The sequence below is a fragment of the Synechococcus sp. Nb3U1 genome, from assembly GCF_021533835.1.
GTDB lineage: Bacteria > Cyanobacteriota > Cyanobacteriia > Thermostichales > Thermostichaceae > Thermostichus.
Map to the genome: position 1 here is coordinate 900,500 of NZ_JAKFYQ010000001.1, position 17,427 is coordinate 917,926.

The 17,427-nt window shown below is 52.3% G+C and carries 14 protein-coding genes and 1 riboswitch; of the genes, 7 read left to right on the forward strand and 7 right to left on the reverse strand.

The features are described 5' to 3' along the window. Positions 1 to 45: 45 nt before the first annotated feature. Positions 46 to 894 carry a hypothetical protein gene (locus L1047_RS04125; protein ID WP_235277548.1) on the reverse strand — a complete coding sequence of 283 codons (849 nt, stop codon included), beginning with the start codon at positions 892 to 894 and terminating at the stop codon, positions 46 to 48. Positions 895 to 1,537: 643 nt separating this feature from the next. Next, a riboswitch (cyclic di-AMP (ydaO/yuaA leader) is annotated at positions 1,538 to 1,677 on the forward strand. A 140-nt stretch (positions 1,678 to 1,817) separates the two neighbouring features. Here L1047_RS04125 and ntrB point away from each other — a divergent pair. The 4 genes from ntrB to L1047_RS04145 all read left to right on the forward strand — a co-directional run bounded on the left by ntrB (position 1,818) and on the right by L1047_RS04145 (position 5,756). After that, positions 1,818 to 2,648, forward strand: a complete 831-nt coding sequence (gene ntrB / locus L1047_RS04130; protein ID WP_235277550.1) for a nitrate ABC transporter permease — start codon at positions 1,818 to 1,820, stop codon at positions 2,646 to 2,648. Between the two features lie 179 nt (positions 2,649 to 2,827). Next, the gene (locus L1047_RS04135; protein ID WP_235277551.1) at positions 2,828 to 4,198 is read left to right on the forward strand and encodes a CmpA/NrtA family ABC transporter substrate-binding protein; all 1,371 of its coding nucleotides are present in this window, start codon (positions 2,828 to 2,830) and stop codon (positions 4,196 to 4,198) included. Positions 4,199 to 4,293: 95 nt separating this feature from the next. Further along, complete coding sequence (locus tag L1047_RS04140; RefSeq protein WP_235277552.1) at positions 4,294 to 4,851, forward strand: universal stress protein; 558 nt, start codon at positions 4,294 to 4,296, stop codon at positions 4,849 to 4,851. Between the two features lie 47 nt (positions 4,852 to 4,898). Beyond that, positions 4,899 to 5,756: an ABC transporter ATP-binding protein gene (locus L1047_RS04145; protein WP_235277553.1), complete on the forward strand. Its 858-nt coding sequence runs from the start codon at positions 4,899 to 4,901 to the stop codon at positions 5,754 to 5,756. 32 nt (positions 5,757 to 5,788) lie between these two features. On the opposite strand, the gene cysW is transcribed toward L1047_RS04145, so the two are convergent. The 5 genes from cysW to L1047_RS04170 all read right to left on the reverse strand — a co-directional run bounded on the left by cysW (position 5,789) and on the right by L1047_RS04170 (position 11,445). Next, complete coding sequence (gene cysW, locus L1047_RS04150; protein ID WP_235277554.1) at positions 5,789 to 6,658, reverse strand: sulfate ABC transporter permease subunit CysW; 870 nt, start codon at positions 6,656 to 6,658, stop codon at positions 5,789 to 5,791. After that, a complete protein-coding gene (gene cysT, locus L1047_RS04155) occupies positions 6,648 to 7,499 on the reverse strand; it encodes a sulfate ABC transporter permease subunit CysT (protein ID WP_235277555.1) in 852 nt (283 codons plus the stop codon). The genes cysW and cysT overlap by 11 nt, the downstream gene beginning before the upstream one ends. 461 nt (positions 7,500 to 7,960) lie before the next feature. Then, a complete protein-coding gene (locus L1047_RS04160; RefSeq protein WP_235277556.1) occupies positions 7,961 to 9,007 on the reverse strand; it encodes a sulfate/molybdate ABC transporter ATP-binding protein in 1,047 nt (348 codons plus the stop codon). 427 nt (positions 9,008 to 9,434) lie between these two features. Beyond that, positions 9,435 to 10,475, reverse strand: coding sequence for a sulfate ABC transporter substrate-binding protein (locus L1047_RS04165; protein ID WP_235277558.1), 1,041 nt, complete (start codon positions 10,473 to 10,475; stop codon positions 9,435 to 9,437). A gap of 283 nt (positions 10,476 to 10,758) precedes the next feature. After that, positions 10,759 to 11,445 carry a hypothetical protein gene (locus L1047_RS04170; protein WP_235277559.1) on the reverse strand — a complete coding sequence of 229 codons (687 nt, stop codon included), beginning with the start codon at positions 11,443 to 11,445 and terminating at the stop codon, positions 10,759 to 10,761. Positions 11,446 to 11,646: 201 nt separating this feature from the next. Here L1047_RS04170 and L1047_RS04175 point away from each other — a divergent pair, with 201 nt between their 5' ends. The 3 genes from L1047_RS04175 to L1047_RS04185 are packed head-to-tail and all read left to right on the forward strand — an operon-like array spanning position 11,647 to position 14,097. Further along, complete coding sequence (locus L1047_RS04175; protein ID WP_235277561.1) at positions 11,647 to 13,080, forward strand: sensor histidine kinase; 1,434 nt, start codon at positions 11,647 to 11,649, stop codon at positions 13,078 to 13,080. Between the two features lie 58 nt (positions 13,081 to 13,138). Next, positions 13,139 to 13,522 (forward strand): hypothetical protein, encoded by a 384-nt coding sequence (locus tag L1047_RS04180; RefSeq protein WP_235277563.1) that lies wholly within the window; start codon positions 13,139 to 13,141, stop codon positions 13,520 to 13,522. 35 nt (positions 13,523 to 13,557) lie between these two features. Next, on the forward strand, positions 13,558 to 14,097 hold the full coding sequence (locus tag L1047_RS04185; RefSeq protein WP_235277564.1) for a GNAT family N-acetyltransferase: 540 nt from the start codon (positions 13,558 to 13,560) through the stop codon (positions 14,095 to 14,097). On the opposite strand, the gene L1047_RS04190 is transcribed toward L1047_RS04185, so the two are convergent. Next, complete coding sequence (locus tag L1047_RS04190) at positions 14,089 to 17,319, reverse strand: TIGR03032 family protein (RefSeq protein ID WP_235277567.1); 3,231 nt, start codon at positions 17,317 to 17,319, stop codon at positions 14,089 to 14,091. The two genes, L1047_RS04185 and L1047_RS04190, sit on opposite strands and share 9 nt — an antisense overlap. Positions 17,320 to 17,427: the final 108 nt, after the last annotated feature.

Sequence of the window (17,427 nt, forward strand, 5' to 3'; positions counted from 1 at the left end):
TCACCGGATCTCGATGACATAATGACTGTAAGATTGACTACAAGTCTACTGCCACTGGAAAGTAACCGTGACGCGATCCCAGTTGGCCTCCGTTTTCAGCACACTGGCAAAGGCCTGTTCTCCGGCAGGCACATCGCTGGGCTCAAACCCCGCCACCCGTGTATCCACCACGTTTTCCCCTTGATAAAAGCTAAAGCGGGCTTGGGCATTCAACACGGTGCGGGTACTGCGGTTGATCGCCTCCACACTCAGGCGGCTGCCGGCTCCCACCCGTTCTTCCCGAATTTGCCCCACAATGACAAAATCGCCCGGATTGGCAGCAGATGCCGCTGGGGTTGCGGTGGGTTCAGGAGAAGGCGGCTGTTGGGCGGTCTCGCTTGGGCCAGGATCCGATTGCTGCAGAAGCTCCAAAACTCGAGCCAGTTCCTGCTGAAAGAAAACAAAGGCTTCCCGCGATTGGTTAGCCACCTGCGCCAAAATCAGCCGATCCGACTCTTCTACCGGAATCTCCAGAAGAGGGCTGGCCCCGCTTAAGGTGACTTGAATGCTGGAGACCTCTTGGTTGATGAACTTATCCAGGTAGGGAAAGAGGTTGAGAATGCATTCCTGAAAGGATCCCATCGGCATGGTGCGGTTGTTGGTCAGCACCAAGTCGGCACGCTCACAACTGTCCCGATCCTCTAGGTCGATTTCCATCGGCACCTGAAAGGATCCCAGGCTGGTATTGGTAATGGTGACCGTAATGCCGTACACGTCCTGCCGCCAACCGTGAATGATCTCCAAACTAGGACTGGTCACTTCCTCGGTGAAATACTCTCCCGCCCAGGTTAGGGATCCCCAAGAAACTAGGACAGGCGACAGCACAGCGGTCAGGCGAACAAGTTTCCAATTCACCTCAGCTCTACCTCACATACAGCTAGGTTGCTTATCCGGTCAGTGCTACAGGGATCCCTGCTACCCCGGAATGGGAATAGCCTAACCTCAGATCTCATCCTGAACCAAGAGGAACAAACAGGTTTTGCACAAGCCAGAGGATTCTTGTGGGAGGCATCAGGCCTGTACAAGAGATGCTATCTCTCATCCTCGACAACCCTCTGTAGATTCAGCTCTTGCGCGGTTTTCCTACAACAATGCTTGTGTCCTTGAAAGACTTTACCTGAAAGATTGTAGAAAAATACTCTGGTGACATAGCCTATGCAAGGTGACGAGCGTTGCCCTATGGGCCGCTACAGGCGAACGCGCTAGCGTGCCCTTGGCCTCAAGAGCTGTATTAGCTGTATTATGTGTGTTCAAAATAGGTGTATCCAAAATAGCCATCTCGATTCATGGGTGAGATTCATGAATGAGATTAACTCTCAAGGATAGTTCTGTATAGATCTCTACATAGATCATGTATAGATCGAAATCAAATAGAACTTTAAAATCCTCAAGTTGGGAATTTATTGTACGTGACGGTAGCTTGACAGGAATTAGGCTGCATAGATACCATAATTTCATGTCAGCCAGCCTAATTCTGCGGGTCACACTGGGTTAAGGGCCATTCAGTCTGCCGACTCACCGATCTAAATGCAGAAGCGGGGGAACCATTTCCAGGGGCTTACTCTGAGCATACGCCAGGGAGAGTATCTCTTAGCTCTAGCCCGTCAGCTAACTCCGTCGGCATTAAGAGGTGGCTAAAGAATGAGGGATCCGTCTGTGAGCGGAGTTTCGTTCGTTAGAGACCTACGGGGCTGAACATCAGTGGTGACAGAGGTTTTTGGGCTTTTGGCCAGAGTCCTCTGCTTTCTCCTATTACTTCACTCCCCACGGATGCCCCTATGCAGAATAGATTTGATGATACGGCTGCCTGGGTGCGGCGACTGTGGGCCTGGGTCTTTCAAGAGCAAATACTTTGGCCTTCGGCCGGATTCGGGATCCTCTTGGCCTTGTGGTGGGGGATAGCCCTCTGGCGCAGCGACTTGATGCCCACCCCACCTCAGGCGTTCGTGGCCAATTTGGATTACATTTTGCATCCCTTTTATCGCCGGGGCCCCGGGGACTTGGGGATAGGCTGGTTGCTTTTGGCCAGCCTAAGGCGAGTGCTGACAGGTTTTTTGTTGGGTGCTGTTGTGGCCATTCCGATGGGATTTTGGCTGGGAATGTCACGTTCAGCATGGCTGATGTTCAACCCGATCGTGCAGATATTGAAGCCGGTTTCTCCCCTGGCTTGGTTGCCGATTGCTCTTTCTATCTTTAATTTGGCCAATCCTTCCGCCATCTTCGTAATTTTTATCACTTCCCTCTGGCCTACGATCATCAATACTGCCGTCGGCGTGGCCAGTGTGCCGCAAGATTATCTGGATGTGGCACAGGTATTGGAAATGCCTCGTTGGCGGCAAATCCTCAAGGTTATTTGGCCGGCAGCCTTGCCCTACATCTTTACAGGCTTGCGGATTAGCTTGGGGATCGCCTGGTTGGTGATTGTGGCGGTGGAAATGCTCACGGGCGGCATTGGTATTGGCTTTTTCGTCTGGGATGAGTGGAACCGTCTCAATCTCAGCGCTGTATTTTTATCGGTGCTGGTGATTGGAGTGACGGGGTTGGTGTTGGACTACCTATTGGGCCAGATCCAAGTGTGGGCGACCCATCGACCGGCAGCCCAAGGCTAACCGAGAGGGATCCCGCGGTTCGGCTCATCATCCTGGCAATGACTAACCTGGCAATGACTAACTAGGAGCAGGGCCTAATATCCCCACATTGAGGTAGGAAGTTGCTCTGGTGCTGGTCTTTGATTTGATTTTCTTTGATTTTCTGACTTGATCTATCGATACGATTGCGAGGTTTTTTCATGCTCTCAAGACCTCATTCCCGGCGCAGCTTATTGCGAGGGTTGGGCGCCGCCGGGGCTGGGATCCTAACAGGCAGGATCTATCCAACCGTACAAGCAGCCGACATCGAGCCAGTGGTGGATCCGAGTTCTCTGGAGAAGCCCAATTTGACGGTGGGCTATGTGCCGGTCAACGATTGTGCCCCGTTTGCAGTGGCCTATGAGAAGGGCTTCTTTCGGAAATATGGGCTGAATGTCCGCCTCAATCGCGAATCTAGTTGGGCCAACTCTCGGGATGGGGTAATCTTCGGGCGGTTGGATGCTTCGCCTGTGGTGGCCGGGGCTGTAACCAATGCCCGCTTGGGGGCGGAAGGAGCGCGGCGAGCGCCTATGTGTGCGGCCATGACCATTCACCGCCACGGCAATGCCATGACCATGAACCCTGCCATGTGGGAGGCTGGCTTGCGGCCTTGGTATGAGTATGCCGGGAATCTAGAAGCCTTTGGGCGAGACTTTCGTGGCTACTTTCAAACTTTGCCCAGCCAGCGGCGACTGTGGGCCACGGTGCTCAGTTCGGCCATTTACGAATACTTCATCCGGTATTTGGCCGCTGATGCCGGGATCAATCCGATCGCAGGGTTTCGTATCATCATCATTCCGCCGCCCCAGATGGTGACCAACATTCGTATTGGCGCCATGCAAGCCTACATGGTGGCGGAGCCATGGAATACCCGCGCCATCACGGGCAATGAGGGGGTAGGGTTCACCTTCGCCCATGGCAAAGAGGTCTGGCGAGGTCATCCCGACCGGGTGTTGGCGGTGATGGAGAACTTTATTGAAAAGAATCCTCGCACCTATCGCGCCCTGGTGATGGCGATGATCGAGGCTTGTCGCTACTGCGATGAACACCGGGAGGAGATAGCAGAATTGATCTCGGCCCGAGCCTATACGGGTGCCCCAACTCGCTACACCAGCCCCGCCATTGTCGGGAACTATAACTACGGCGGCTTTGATGAACAGGATCGCATCCGCCAGATGCCAGACAGCACGCTATTTTTCCGGCTTCCGGAGGATTTGCCCCATCCCGAGCAAGATCACTCCACCTTTCTATGGCAATCCCAGGGCATCTGGCTAGTTACTCAGGCGGCCCGTTGGGGTCAGATCCCGGAGATCCCCGCTGATGTAGAAGAGCGGATCCGACGGGCTTGGCGCACCGATCTCTACCGGGACATTGCCGCTGATATGGGGATCCCCTGCCCGGCGGAGGATTTCAAGCTTGAGCCAGCAGAAGTATTTATCGACAACAAAGCCTTTGATGCGGGTGACCCAGTGGGCTATCTGAATAGCTTTGAGATTCGAGCCAATCGCCCGTTAGCTTTTTATCCGTCATAAGGTCAAGACGTTGAGTCCAATCCAGTTCCAAAGATTCTTCTTCTCACTGCGCCAAGTGCATACTGACGTGAACACTCTTCACCGGAGATCTCACCATGAAGACCCAAAAAACATTACAGTCCTCTCCGTTTTTGCGCCCAATTTTGCAACAGCTCCAGGATGGGTTAGATCATCCAGCCTTACATCCGCCTATTTTGGTTTCAGGATCCCAAAGTGATGCCCCCCAAGATTATCTCAAGCTGGCGGTTGCCTATAACGGATCCCCCGGCAGTCACGCGGCCCTGGATTTAGCTCTTTGGATGGCTCATCAAACTCGTATTGCCACCTCGCAAATTGTGGCTCTGCATGTGGTGTTTGTCGGGGATCCCAACCTGAAAAGCAATGCCCCCGCCCTCAGCCAGGCTGATGTCCTACTCCATCAAGCCCGTGCTCTCGCGGATGAATGGCGGGGGCAACTCCATGCCCATTTGCGGTTTGGGGATCCGGCTGCGGAGTTGAAAACGGTGGTCGCCCAAGAAGGGATCCAGATTTTGATCGTGGGCTGCCGGTCATCCCAACATCCCTTGGTACGGCTGTTAGGAAATTGTCCGGCTGTGGTTCTGGGGATCCCGGAGACAGGGGTTGTGCCGTCTGAGACGGTTGTGGTGGGTTAGGCCATGGCTGTGCAGTGAGAGAAGCTAAACAGAAGGAGGTGGTTTTGATGAATTATCCTGTGCCGTTTTCCCAGACACTAGATGCCGCCCATTCATCAGAGAAGTTTTTAGAGATCCGGGGCTTGGTGAAAGCCTATCGAGATCCCCAAGGCCAGAATCTGGTGGTGCTCAATGGCATTGATCTGACTGTAGGTGAAACCGAATATATCTCGATTATTGGGCATTCTGGGTGCGGCAAATCCACCTTGCTCAAATTGGTGGCAGGGTTAGAGCAACCCACCGAGGGCTCTCTGACCTTAGAGGGTAAGCCCATTCGCAAGCCCGGAGCCGAGCGGATGATGGTGTTTCAACACTATTCCTTGTTGCCGTGGTTGACGGTGCGAGAAAACATTCAACTGGCGGTAGATGAGGTGCTCAAAACCCAATCTCTGCAAGAACGGCGCCAGATTGTCGAAGCCCACATTCAACTGGTGCATCTAGAGGCGGCGGCCAATAAATATCCTGACCAAATTTCGGGTGGGATGAAGCAGCGGGTTGGCATTGCCCGTGCCTTGGCAATTCGACCCAAGTTGTTGCTGATGGATGAACCCTTTGGCGCTTTGGATGCCTTAACCCGCCGCCGCCTGCAGGAGGAGGTTTTGGCCATTTGGGAGGGACATCGGCAGGCGGTAATCATGATTACCCACGATGTAGATGAAGCTGTTTATATGTCAGACAAAATCATCCTGATGAGCAATGGGCCCAAAGCCCGAATTGGCGAAATCTTGACAGTGGATCTGCCGCGCCCTCGCCCCAGCCGACATGATTTGAGGGAGATGCAAAACTATCATGATTTGCGGAACCATGCCCTTGATTTTTTGGAGAAGTCTTATGCCCTAGGGCCGATCCAGACACCCCAAAAATGACCGAAAAACAGATTTTTCTTGCAGTTGTTCCTTCATCGAACTGGGGTTCTTCGCTCCAGAACTTCTTTGGCAAGGATAGTAACCAGCGCTAACAAAGACAGTAACACCGCTGCACTATAGGCCGAGGGGGTGGCATAGCTCTTGTAGGCATCCTCCACAAACAAGGGTAGGGTTTGGGTGCGACCGATGATGTTGCCTGAGACCACTGCTACTGCGCCAAATTCCCCCATGGCCCGCGCATTGGTGAGGATGACCCCGTAGAGCAGGCCCCAGCGAATGTTGGGCAACGTCACCCGCCAGAAGATCTGCCAGGGATTGGCTCCTAGGGTTTTGGCTGCTTCCTCTTGATCGGTGCCGGCTTCTTCCAGCACGGGCAACACTTCCCGCGCCACAAAGGGAATGGTGATAAAGGTTGTGGCCAGCACGATCCCCGGAAACGCAAAGATCACCCGCATATTCCAGGCTTGCAGCCAATCCCCCAGCCACCCCTGGCGACCAAAGATCAACACAAACATCAAACCCGCTACTACCGGCGAGATGGAAAAAGGCAGATCAATCAGACTTAGTAAAAATGTGCGCCCTCGAAATCTTTTGTGGGCAATCGCCAGAGCAGCACACACCCCAAAAATTGTATTGAGGGGCACCACAATCAGGGCTGTCATTACTGTCAGCCATAGGGCACTAACAAAATCTCGCTGGGTTAGATTCTGGAAAAATGGCCCAATGCCACCCTTAAACGCCTGATAAAACACATTGATTGCCGGGATCCCTAAAAGCAAGGCAATATAGACAACCACTATGCCAATCAACACCCACTGTACCCGGGAGCCTTGAGATTTTCCTGGGCGCTCGTGTTGAGAGGGTGGAAGGATCCCAGTTTGGCCGTAGATCTCAGGTTTCATAGCGACGCCCCCAGGCTTGTAAGAGGTTAATAGCAATGAGCGAAACTAGCGAGATCAAGAGCAAAACCGTGCCGATCACGGTCGCGCCCGCATAGTCATATTGCTCCAGTCGTTGGATCACCAGCACAGCCGAAATCAAGTCTCGAAAGGGAATGCTAGAGGCGATGATCACAATCGATCCGTACTCCCCCACCGCCCGCGAAAAGCCCAGTGCCACCCCCGTCAAAATGGCTGCCATCAACTGTGGTAAAAGCACCTTCCAAAAGGTCTGAAAGCGAGAGGCCCCCAGACTCCAAGCGGCTTCTTCCACCTCTTTTTCGATCTCCTGCAATACCGGCTGCACCGTCCGCACCACAAAGGGTAGCGAGATAAACAACATCGCCACCCCCACCCCCAAGCGGGTAAAGGAGATGCGGATTCCCATAGGGGCGACCAGGGATCCCATCCAGCCATTGTTGCTGTAGACCGTCGCCAGGGTCAGCCCTGCCACTGCCGTGGGGAGGGCAAAAGGCAAATCGATGATCCCCTCGATCATTTTTTTGCATGGGAACCGATAGCGCACCAGCACCCAGGCCGTCAGGGTGCCCAAAATGCCGTTAATTAAGGCCGCGATCAACGCCGTAACGAAGGTAACTTCATAGGTAGACACCGCCACCCGATCCGTGGCAATCCGCCAGAACTCCGCCGGCCCCACCGTGCTCGCCCGCAGAACCAAGGCTGTCAGGGGCACCAACAGCATGAAGAACAAATAGATGAAGGTCACCCGCCACGGCCACGATAGATTGGCCAGAGCCTTGAAGGAGTTGACGTTAGACTGTGAAGGAGCAGCAGATAAAGTCATAGAGGGTAGTTCAGTGTGAGCACGCTTTAGGTTGAGTGAGCCATGGAGCAGATTATCCAGATTATCGAGTTTTGCCAGAAGTAGCAGGTGACGGAATTTGCCCTATTTGTCTGCCTATTGCAAGATAACTTTCAACCGGTTAGCGACATCAATGTGATGGTGAATGTGATGATGAATTTTGCTCCTGAAGCTCGTATTATCCTATGAAATCTGACAGAAATGGGAGATACAGCAGATTCAGCTCAATCCCTTGCTTCATAAGGTTTTTTGCTTAGCTCAAGAGTCTGCGTGAAGTCGGAAAAGGCTGTAGTTGCGTTGAAAGGTCACTCTGACCTCTGCTCAGGTGATCTTAATCTTATAGAATCAAGTTGAAGAATCAAGTTGAGCTATCTATCTTGGTAACAGAGTTAGTTAAGGGTGTTCCTCTGAACACATATTAAACCCAGAATAGTGAGGTTATCTCAGGCAGGAATAGAGCTGTTCTGTACTGCCCGATGATTTGAATCCATGGGAAATGCCTTGATTGCTTTGGGTCGTACATACACCCGTTGACCCCGCTGGATGGGGGTTGCGGCATATTGCTCGCGGCTCAGGTGTGCCCACAGGGATCCGCCATCATGGAGAACCAACTCCGCTTGAATTTCTCGACCTAAGTGCAGCACATCCTGTACCTGCGCCGAGACTCCACCACTGCAGGGATCCGTCTCGACTAGCACATCATGGGGGCGCAAGAACACCTGCTGGGATCCCTGAAACTCAGGTAACTGGCAGGACAGGGCAGACTTCGGATGCAAGACATTCACCTGCCCCACAAAGCTCATCACAAAGGGGGTGGCCGGATGGTCGTAGATTTCCGCCGGGGATCCCACCTGTTCGATCTGGCCGTGGCTCATCACCACAATTTGATCCGCCACCTCCATCGCCTCCTCTTGGTCATGGGTGACAAACACGGTGGTAACATGCACCTCATCGTGTAGCCGCCGCAACCAAGCCCGTAGCTCCTTGCGCACTTTGGCATCGAGGGCCCCGAAGGGTTCATCCAAGAGCAATACCTGCGGCTCCACCGCCAAGGCCCGGGCTAGCGCCACCCGCTGCCGTTGCCCGCCCGAGAGCTGCGAGGGATAGCGATCCCCAAAGCCTGAGAGCTGTACCAACTCCAGCAGCTCATCCACCCGCGCCCGAATCTCTGCCCGCGATGCTCTGCGGATCTCCAGGCCAAAGGCGACATTTTGCCGCACCGTCATGTGCCGGAACAGCGCATAGTGCTGGAATACAAAGCCAATGTTGCGCTCCTGCACACTGGCATAGGTGGCATCCCGTCCGGTGAGCAAGATCCGCCCAGTATCGGGCATCTCCAGGCCGGCAATCAGCCGCAGCAAAGTGGATTTCCCAGATCCCGATGGCCCTAGCAAAGCAACAAGGGATCCCGTTTCAATGGTGAGATCCGTCGGTTGCAGAGCTTGAAAATCTCCAAACCGCTTTGAAACCCCTTCAATCGTGATGCCCATGCTACGTGCCTTTGGCGATGAAACGAATGCTGGCTAGACGAGACATAATCTTACAGTACTCAATTCCACGGTATTCCGGTCGAATAACCGCTAATTAAGGTTGAATCTACCACGGTCAAGCTTAGAATGCAAGTGTTTTAGGATTCAATTCCAGCTCACCAGCTAGGGCGGTCTGGGATGTGTCTAGAAAGCCAACCGTGATTTCAGTTACTACAGTCTTTTCCGACTTCACGTACAACACAAGGTCAAGAAGAAATTCTTGTTGGACAAAGGGTTGGCCTGCATCGACTGTGGTATGTATCTGTGGTATATATCGCTGGAAAGGGCTGTACCTTTGCTATTAGTTGGATCCCATTGCTTGACAGGAACCGAGACTTTGATCCGTTTGTCGCCCAGCAGGGCTTGATTTCAGCGTTGTCATCCGTTGTCAAAGTTGCGCCTGGATGTCATCGAAGATGGCCCCATCGTCGAAGAATTGTTGCTGCACGGCATCCCAACCCCCTAAATCCTCCACTGTGAACAGGTTGTCGAGGGTCGGGTACTGATCGGCAAACTCGGCAGCCACCTCTTTATTCACAGGGCGAAAGCCAACGGCGGCAAACTCCCGCTGGGCCTCGGGGGTAAACAAAAATGCCACAAACGCCTCTGCCACTTCGCGGGTACCCTTGCGATCCACAATCTCGTCCACTACGGCGACGGGATTCTCAATCGAGATACTGGAGCTAGGGAGGACATAGGGCAGATTCTTGCCGCGCCTATTCGCCAGCAGGACCTCATGCTCATAGGTGATCAGGGCATCCCCCTGACCTTTTTGGAAAAAGACATCGGTGGCTTCGCGGGCATCCCGAGATAAGACGCCGGCATTTTGGTAGACCTGGGTGGTGAACTCCAGCGCTTCATCATCAGTTGCCTCTTGAACTAGGGTTTTGTGTCCCCAGAGGCTCAAAAAGTTCCAGCGTGCCCCACCTGAGGTCTTGGGATTGGCGGTCACCACGTTGATACCCTCTTCAGCCAGATCATCCCAATCTTGGATCCCTTTGGGATTGCCCTCACGGGTGACGATCACCGCCACAGAGCGAGTCAGAATACCTCCGTTGGGGGCGCGGTCTTCCCAGCCTGGTTGGATCAAGTTCGCTTCTTGGATCCGATAAATATCCAAAGCCATCGCCAAAGCCACAACGTCAGCGTCTAACCCATCAATGACGGCGCGAGATTGGGTAGCAGATCCAGCATAGCTAGCTTCAATGAACACCCGTTGTCCAGTTTCCGCTTCCCACTGCGCAGCAAATTTAGGAATGATGTTGTCGTAGGCGGCACGGGTGACAGCATAGCTGACCAAGGTGAGATTTACCCGCTCTTGAGCCTGGCTAAGCGCAATAAACAGACGGCTCAAGACCAAACCAAACACAAACATACCGGTGGCTGCCAGAAATCCCCGTCGAGCAAAACCCACACAAAACACTGACATACACAAGTCCTAAAGCTCACTATAATCTACGGTAAATACGAAGGAAAACCGCACTTTATGTACGATCAAAGATAATACAAGTGACTTCGTAATGCAAGCGTTTTGCAATTGACTTGATTTGGGGTCCTTTCGAGAGGGATCCCTGTAGATGAAAAAGGGCTGCGGATGGCCCTAATGTTTTATAAAAGCTCTACAAATACAAAACAGAGAAAAGTCGTTCAGGGGGTGAAGCTGGGATCAGGCCAGCCCTTGCGCTTGTAGCTCTAACTTCACTATCCCCTGGTCACTCTCCACTCTCCACGGCCAGCCCTTGCGCTTGTAGCTCTAACAGTTCGTCCGCCATATCCAAAAAAGCCTCCCGATCCAGGTAGGAAACATCTCCCACCCATTCCCCCAGCTTGACTACATAGATTTCGCTCAGGGTAGGGCGCCGCTCCAGATCGCGGGAATAGGCTTTCACCAAGCCAATCACCGATTGCTTCTTCACAATCCGCCCATAGCGGGGATCATCCTTAGCCCGCAGGCGATAGGTGACCCCGGTTTCATCCCCCATTTCCATCTCAAACTGCCGCTCCTGCACCTCTTCGATATACAGGTCTCCGTTTTCGTCCAGCTTTTCCCGTTCCTCTACCACTACATTGATGCGGCGCGTGCGCAACACCTGTCCAAAAAACAGGCCCCCATAAGGGATCTCTCGAAACGCCAGTTGGCGGCGGGAAATGCCGTAGAGCGGCCCCCACAAGAAGGGGTACAACAAGGAGAGGATCCCGGCTAGAAAACAAATGGCCCCAAGAAAGGATCCCTCGCCAAAGGCACGGGAAAGCACCAGCAGTGCTACACCGACCAAAATAGCCGTGATGATGCGACCGGTGCTCTTGAGGGCATCGCTCCAGTAGGCGGCATACTGCAGGCGGGTCGGCACCACCGGAATCACCGCTTCACACTCTTCTGGGGTTAGCTCCAACAACATGCTCTAGGATCCTCAACAATGCCAAAATTAATCCGTAGCCCGATAGAGGGTAGGCCAGCCCCTATCTTAAAATGAGCTAGGAGCGCTTTGCTGCTGGGTTTACTTACTGCTCCAGTTACTGCTCTCTCCTCCCTGTGTCGTTTCGGATGGCTCAATCGAGCCTTAAGTCGCTAATATCAAGAGGTTGAGGCTCCCCTGTCCGTGCCATCTTCGCAGCCTTCTGACGCAATGCCAGATTGGGTAGAGACTGATCTGCAAAAACAAGTGGAGTTTTTGCAACAGCAGCTTGCCAGTGAACGAAAAGAGCGGATGCACCTGCTCACCCAGGTGGAGGAGTATTGGCAACAGATTCAAAAACTGACCCAAGAGAAGCGGGATCTGGAAATTTTATTGGAAACCACCACTGAACATGCCGATACCGTCGAGGCAGTTTTATTCCAGAAAACCGAAGAATTGGTCTTGGCCAAATCAGATTTGGAGCTGATCCTACAAACTACCACTGAGCATGGGGATACGATAGAAGCAGATCTACGGGCCTCTGAAGCTCGCTTTCGTAGCATTTTCGAAAATGCACCCGAGGGCATGTGTCAGATTTCACCGCAAGGACGATACTTAAGTGCAAATCAAGCCTTAGCTCGCATTTTTGGCTATGGATCCCCGGCAGATTTGCTGGCAAATTTGAAGCAGGGTATGGAGCAATTTTACGTAGATCCAGAGCATTATCAAACTTTTTTGCAAGGTTTACAAGCGAAGGGGCAAATTTCCCAATTTGAGGCTCAGGTGCAGCGATTGGATGGTCGTTTGGTCTGGATTTCACAAAGTGCACAGGCCGTGTATAGCCGCGAAGGCGAGTTGCTCTATTTCGAAAGCACTATCGAAGACATCACCGAGCGCAAGCACATAGATCAGATGAAAAAAGAATTTGTTTCGACAGTCAACCATGAGCTGCGTACTCCCCTAACTGCTATTCGAGGAGCCTTAGGCTTGATTATTGGTGGTGCAGCGGGAGAATTACCTTCCCAGGTGAAGTCTTTGGCGGAAATTGCCTATCGAAGTGTGGAACGGTTGGTAGCTTTGGTGAATGACATTCTCGATATTGAGAAGATCGAGGCGGGCCGAATGGAGTTCCAAATGCAGCCACAACAGATGTTGGAGCTGGTGCATCAGGCCATGGAAGACAATCGCACCTATGCCACTCAGTATGAAGTAGAGCTGCAGTTGGATCCAAGTGCAACAGAATGTTGGGTGATGGGGGATAGCCATCGATTGTTGCAGGTACTGACTAACTTGCTCTCCAATGCCTGTAAGTTTTCTCCGCCAGGATCCACAGTGCAGATTCAGGTAGGCCAACTTCAGGGTCAGGTACGGGTGGCTGTGATCGATCAAGGTACAGGGATCCCTGAGGCATTCAAGGGGCGCATCTTCCAAAAGTTTGCTCAGGCGGATAGCTCCACCACTCGTATGCGGGGAGGCACGGGCTTGGGCTTGAGCATCTGCAAAGCGATCATCGAACAGCACAGAGGAGAAATTGGGTTTGACTCAGCCGTAGGTATGGGTACAACCTTCTACTTCTTACTACCGGAATATCAACCTGATATCAGTACAGAAAATGGATTCACAATAGCCAAACAGTGATTTTCCCTGGTTCAAGGACTCTTTTTGGATCTTTTTAGATTTATTAGATTTAATCACCATGTCCACAGGCTCTCATTTCCCCCTCACTCTCAAACAGCAAGTGGCACAATTAGATGAGGGATCCCGTCGGGATAAAGCTTGGCTGGGGGATGCGGTGTTGAGTTTATTTGCCCGCCAATGGCTACTTGGTTCGTCGCAAAAGGGGCAGCTTCCTGCACCCCCAAATTGTGATTTAACCCGAGCAGAGCTTTTTACCTGGATCACTTCCAATCAATTTCTTTCTGCTTTAGGAGATCCTACTCGTGTTGAGGCGGAAATTGGGCTGCTTTATGAAAGTAAGGGGTTACAAGCCGCCTTTGTTCATATTCAAGAGCAACTTTTACCCTTGTTTTTGAAACAGGTGAACAATCGAGGTAAAGCCCTGCGCACCAGTCACCGCTAGTGGTTTTTACGTTTATTCTTGTATCCAACTGTCCTATGCAGATTCGACCCGCTACCCCAGCTGATGTGCCGATCATTTATAAGCTGATTTGTGCCCTGGCTGAGTATGAACAACTGAGCCATCTAGTGACTGGATCCGTAGCAGAGTTACAGCAACATTTGTTCGGCCCTGAGGCGGTGGCGATGGTGTTGCTGGCTGAAGTGGAAGAACGTCCCGGATCCCCTGTAGGGTTTGCCCTCTATTTCCGTAGTTTTTCTACGTTCCTCGCTCGACCAGGCATTTACTTGGAAGACCTGTTTGTATTGCCCGAGTTTCGCGGTCGCGGCATTGGCAAAGCGCTGTTGGTGCGGTTGGCGCAAGAGGCGGTGGCTAAGGGATACGGACGGCTGGAGTGGATGGTGCTGGATTGGAATGAACCGGCGATTGAATTTTACCGCCGGATGGGGGCTAAACAACACACAGAGTGGATCTTGAACCGGGTTACAGGGGCTGATTTGGCAGCTCTAGCTCAGAGCCTGAACGAGTCACGCACCATCGCCCAGTTTGGCAAGGATCCTCGAACACACTCAAACTAAGATGGTAGAACCCAGCGACAGTTCTCTCAGAGATTGGCTGACCCTAGGCATCAGCGGATCCCATCCCAGCTCCTCCTGCTGCTGGCGAAACAACCGTACAGAGGGGTAGTAAGGAGAATCTTGTCGCTCTCTTAACCATCGCCAGTCACAGTTTTGGCACAAGAGGATCCAGGTCGGTTTGGCTAGGGCTCCGGCCAGATGGGCAACTGCCGTATCTACAGAAATGACCAGATCCAGTTGGCTGATCAAGGCCGCCGTATCGGCAAAATCTGTAATCCAGGGATCCCAATTTTTGAGCTGAATATCTGAGGGTAGATCTGCCAGTTGTTTCACCTGTGGCCCTTTTTGTAGGCTGTGAAACTGGATCCCAGATACAGACAAAATCGGTAGCCATTGTTTGAGATGACTGGAGCGATTGCGGTCGTTCCCCTGCGTGGGGCTACCTGCCCAACAGATGCCCACGTTGAGGATGGACGGTGATTTTTCAATCCTAAGAGAGCTCGGGATCTCTGGTACCTGCAAATAAGGCACTTGATTGGGGATTTGATCAAGGGAATGGATCCCTAGACACCAGGGCAAACTCATTAAGGGAGAATACACCTGAAAAGCCGTCAGGGGGATCTCTCCTGCCCCGTAAAGACCGCTCACCCCAGGGATCCCTTGAAACAAAGTTTTGAGGGGATTCGGACAGACCAAGATCAGCTTTTGGCACCGCTGAGCTGCTAAGGGTAGGAAGCGAACAAACTGAATAGAATCTCCGGATCCCTGCTCCGTATGCACCAGCAAGGTTTGCTGAGAGATATCTTCCCCTTGCCAGCGGGGGTGAGGGCATTGAAAAGGTGTAAATTGGCTGGTTTGCCAGCGCCACTCAAACTCTTGCCACCCCTGCTTCAGTTCCCCTTGCTTGAGCCAGGCCATTCCCAAGTTCATGTGGGCATCCGCAAATTGGGGATCCAACTGGATCGCCTTCTCATATTGCTGAATGGCCTCAGCCAAACGGTTTTGCTTGACATAGATAAGCCCCAAGTAATTGTGGGCGCGTGGGTGACCTGGATCCTCTTGAATGGATAGACTCAGGTGATATTCAGCTTCCTGCCAGTGCTCCAAATCGCCACAGGTTACCCCCAAGTTGTAGCGGGCCACTTTCATCTGTGGATCCAGCTGTAAGCATCGTCGGAAGTAATCGGCAGCTTTTTCCCACTCCCCTTGCACATGGGCTTCGTTACCTAAGGCCAGCAATCGATCCGGGTTGAAATCTTGCTCGAACTTTTGATGGAGATAGGCTTGTCTTTGGGCTATGATTTGATGGATTTGCTCAAAGTATGTCTGCTGCTCTGGGGGTATTGTCTCTTGAAAGGTACGCGGATCAGATTGAAATTTTTGGAGCTGCCGACTCAAATAATTGCCAGGATAATGCACATATTCTACAGTTTGCTCAGGAGTCCAGACAACGCTAAAAAATGTTGTCAACCATTGGATATAGGCTTTGCCTTCATCTTCATAATTTGATTCTCGAAAAGGCTTGTCAGCAGGAAAGCCCTCAATGAATTCATGGGCCTCACGTCGAATACATAGATTCAAAGGCAATACCTGTTTAATCTGGTCATACCAGTAGGGATGAAGGCTCAGCTGAATGCGGATCCCGGTCTTTACTGCTGCCGGATAGGACTTGGGCAGGCGATAAATAGGATTGGCCAAGTTGGGATCCAAGGGTCGGTTAATAAGCTTCAGACAGGTCAAAACGTGATCTTCCAAAAACAAATTGCCTTCATCACAAAAGAAAATGGCCTGGGCCTGAGTGGCTTGTATGCCCGTATTTCTGGCTGCCCCTTGCCCTTGATGATTTGTATGCCGAATCAAACGGATCCTATTCTTTTGCTGGGCCCATTGATTTAGCAAATCCCAGGTATTGCCTTCTGAGGCATCGTCTACAATTACAATTTCGTGACTTATCTGTTCGGCAAAAGGATAGTTTTTATAAAAATGCTGAGTACTGGCTTCGATGCTTGTTAGGGTTTGCTCGATAATTGGCCAACCTTTCTTTTTGTTCTTTTTTTTATTGAATATCGGCACAACTACGGCAAAACTTTTAACTTCCGGTTCAGGTTCGGTTGTGGCTGTATCCATGCAAAAAACTGGCACTGGCTCATTGACCACTTGTTTGAGGGCTTCATCCGGCAGTACATAGGTGGATCCAATCAGCTTCTCTTGCTCCGGATCATTAAACCGGGGATCCCCAAAGACCTCAGGGAAGCGGATCCCGGGCAGCACCTGCACCGAAAAAATTTCTTCAACACCCTCTTCAAATCGCAAAAAGGCCAGTGTCTCTCCGGTTTCAATGTGTATTACCCAAACCCCACAAATCCGTTCTGTTAAGCGCTGAGTCAACGGGATCCCACTGAACACCGCCGATTCTCGCACCTTAGAAAGCCCCACAAAGGCCAGTGGCCCGTAGAAGTCAACTCCACGGGTGAACCCCGGCACAGTGGCAACCGCTTGCCAAGTACCCCTGTGCAAATCTACTCGAGCCAAACTGCCCTGCCCCGACTCCAGCACCCAAAGGCGATCTTGATACCAGCGAGGAGAGTGGGGCATCGATAACCCCTGCAAGAGAATCTTGTTGCTGCCGACATCCATCAAAATGCCGCCGTTAGCCTTGTTGGCCCGCCACCCTCCAGGGGTATTGGTTGCCCCCAGGGCCGTGATGTAGCGGGGGATCCCGTTCACCAAGGCCAGCCCATTCAAATGACAGCGATCCGTCAGGTCATAGGCGGTCACAAAGGGGGGCCGCCAGCGAGGGACAAAGCTATGCTCAGTATCCACCGTGCACAGACAAGAAAAGCGCGTATTCAAAAACCACAAGCCCTCCTTTCCGTAGGCCATCTCGTGAATGTCGATATCCCCGGTAATGTGGGTTTGGCGGGGGATGAAACAAGCATCATGTTTCCCCGGTGGATTCAACCTGTGCCCCACCGCTGGGACATTGCGCAGCTCCCAGATTTGGTACGCACAGCCTATTGCCAGCCTTTGTTCTGCAACCGCCAGGCCCATGGGCTTTTGATAGATGCGAAAGTGGGTGTTGAGCTTGTCTCCATCCGCCCGCACCACGATCAGCTTGCCCGCCTGATAAGTAGAGACCACCAGCGAGATCCCCAACTGATTGAGAATGGCCGGAAAGTGGGTGGTATGAACGCTGCGCAGCGGATTGATCAGCGGATCCATAGCAGAGATGTGAGGGTGCGTTTAGTTTACCCTCCCATTTGCTCAGGCAAAGGCAGCCATAGCAAGAGGATCGAGGGAATTTTCGAGGAGATGAGAATGTGTGAAGAG

Excerpts from the sequence above, each read along its gene's own strand:
- cysW (WP_235277554.1), bottom strand. The coding sequence starts at position 6,658 with ATGAAACCTGAGATCTACGGCCAAACTGGGATCCTTCCACCCTCTCAA.
- cysT (WP_235277555.1), bottom strand. The coding sequence starts at position 7,499 with ATGACTTTATCTGCTGCTCCTTCACAGTCTAACGTCAACTCCTTCAAG.
- L1047_RS04165 (WP_235277558.1), bottom strand. The coding sequence starts at position 10,475 with ATGTCAGTGTTTTGTGTGGGTTTTGCTCGACGGGGATTTCTGGCAGCC.
- L1047_RS04135 (WP_235277551.1), top strand. The coding sequence starts at position 2,828 with ATGCTCTCAAGACCTCATTCCCGGCGCAGCTTATTGCGAGGGTTGGGC.
- L1047_RS04180 (WP_235277563.1), top strand. The coding sequence starts at position 13,139 with ATGTCCACAGGCTCTCATTTCCCCCTCACTCTCAAACAGCAAGTGGCA.
- L1047_RS04140 (WP_235277552.1), top strand. The coding sequence starts at position 4,294 with ATGAAGACCCAAAAAACATTACAGTCCTCTCCGTTTTTGCGCCCAATT.
- L1047_RS04170 (WP_235277559.1), bottom strand. The coding sequence starts at position 11,445 with ATGTTGTTGGAGCTAACCCCAGAAGAGTGTGAAGCGGTGATTCCGGTG.
- ntrB (WP_235277550.1), top strand. The coding sequence starts at position 1,818 with ATGCAGAATAGATTTGATGATACGGCTGCCTGGGTGCGGCGACTGTGG.
- L1047_RS04190 (WP_235277567.1), bottom strand. The coding sequence starts at position 17,319 with ATGGATCCGCTGATCAATCCGCTGCGCAGCGTTCATACCACCCACTTT.
- L1047_RS04145 (WP_235277553.1), top strand. The coding sequence starts at position 4,899 with ATGAATTATCCTGTGCCGTTTTCCCAGACACTAGATGCCGCCCATTCA.
- L1047_RS04185 (WP_235277564.1), top strand. The coding sequence starts at position 13,558 with ATGCAGATTCGACCCGCTACCCCAGCTGATGTGCCGATCATTTATAAG.
- L1047_RS04160 (WP_235277556.1), bottom strand. The coding sequence starts at position 9,007 with ATGGGCATCACGATTGAAGGGGTTTCAAAGCGGTTTGGAGATTTTCAA.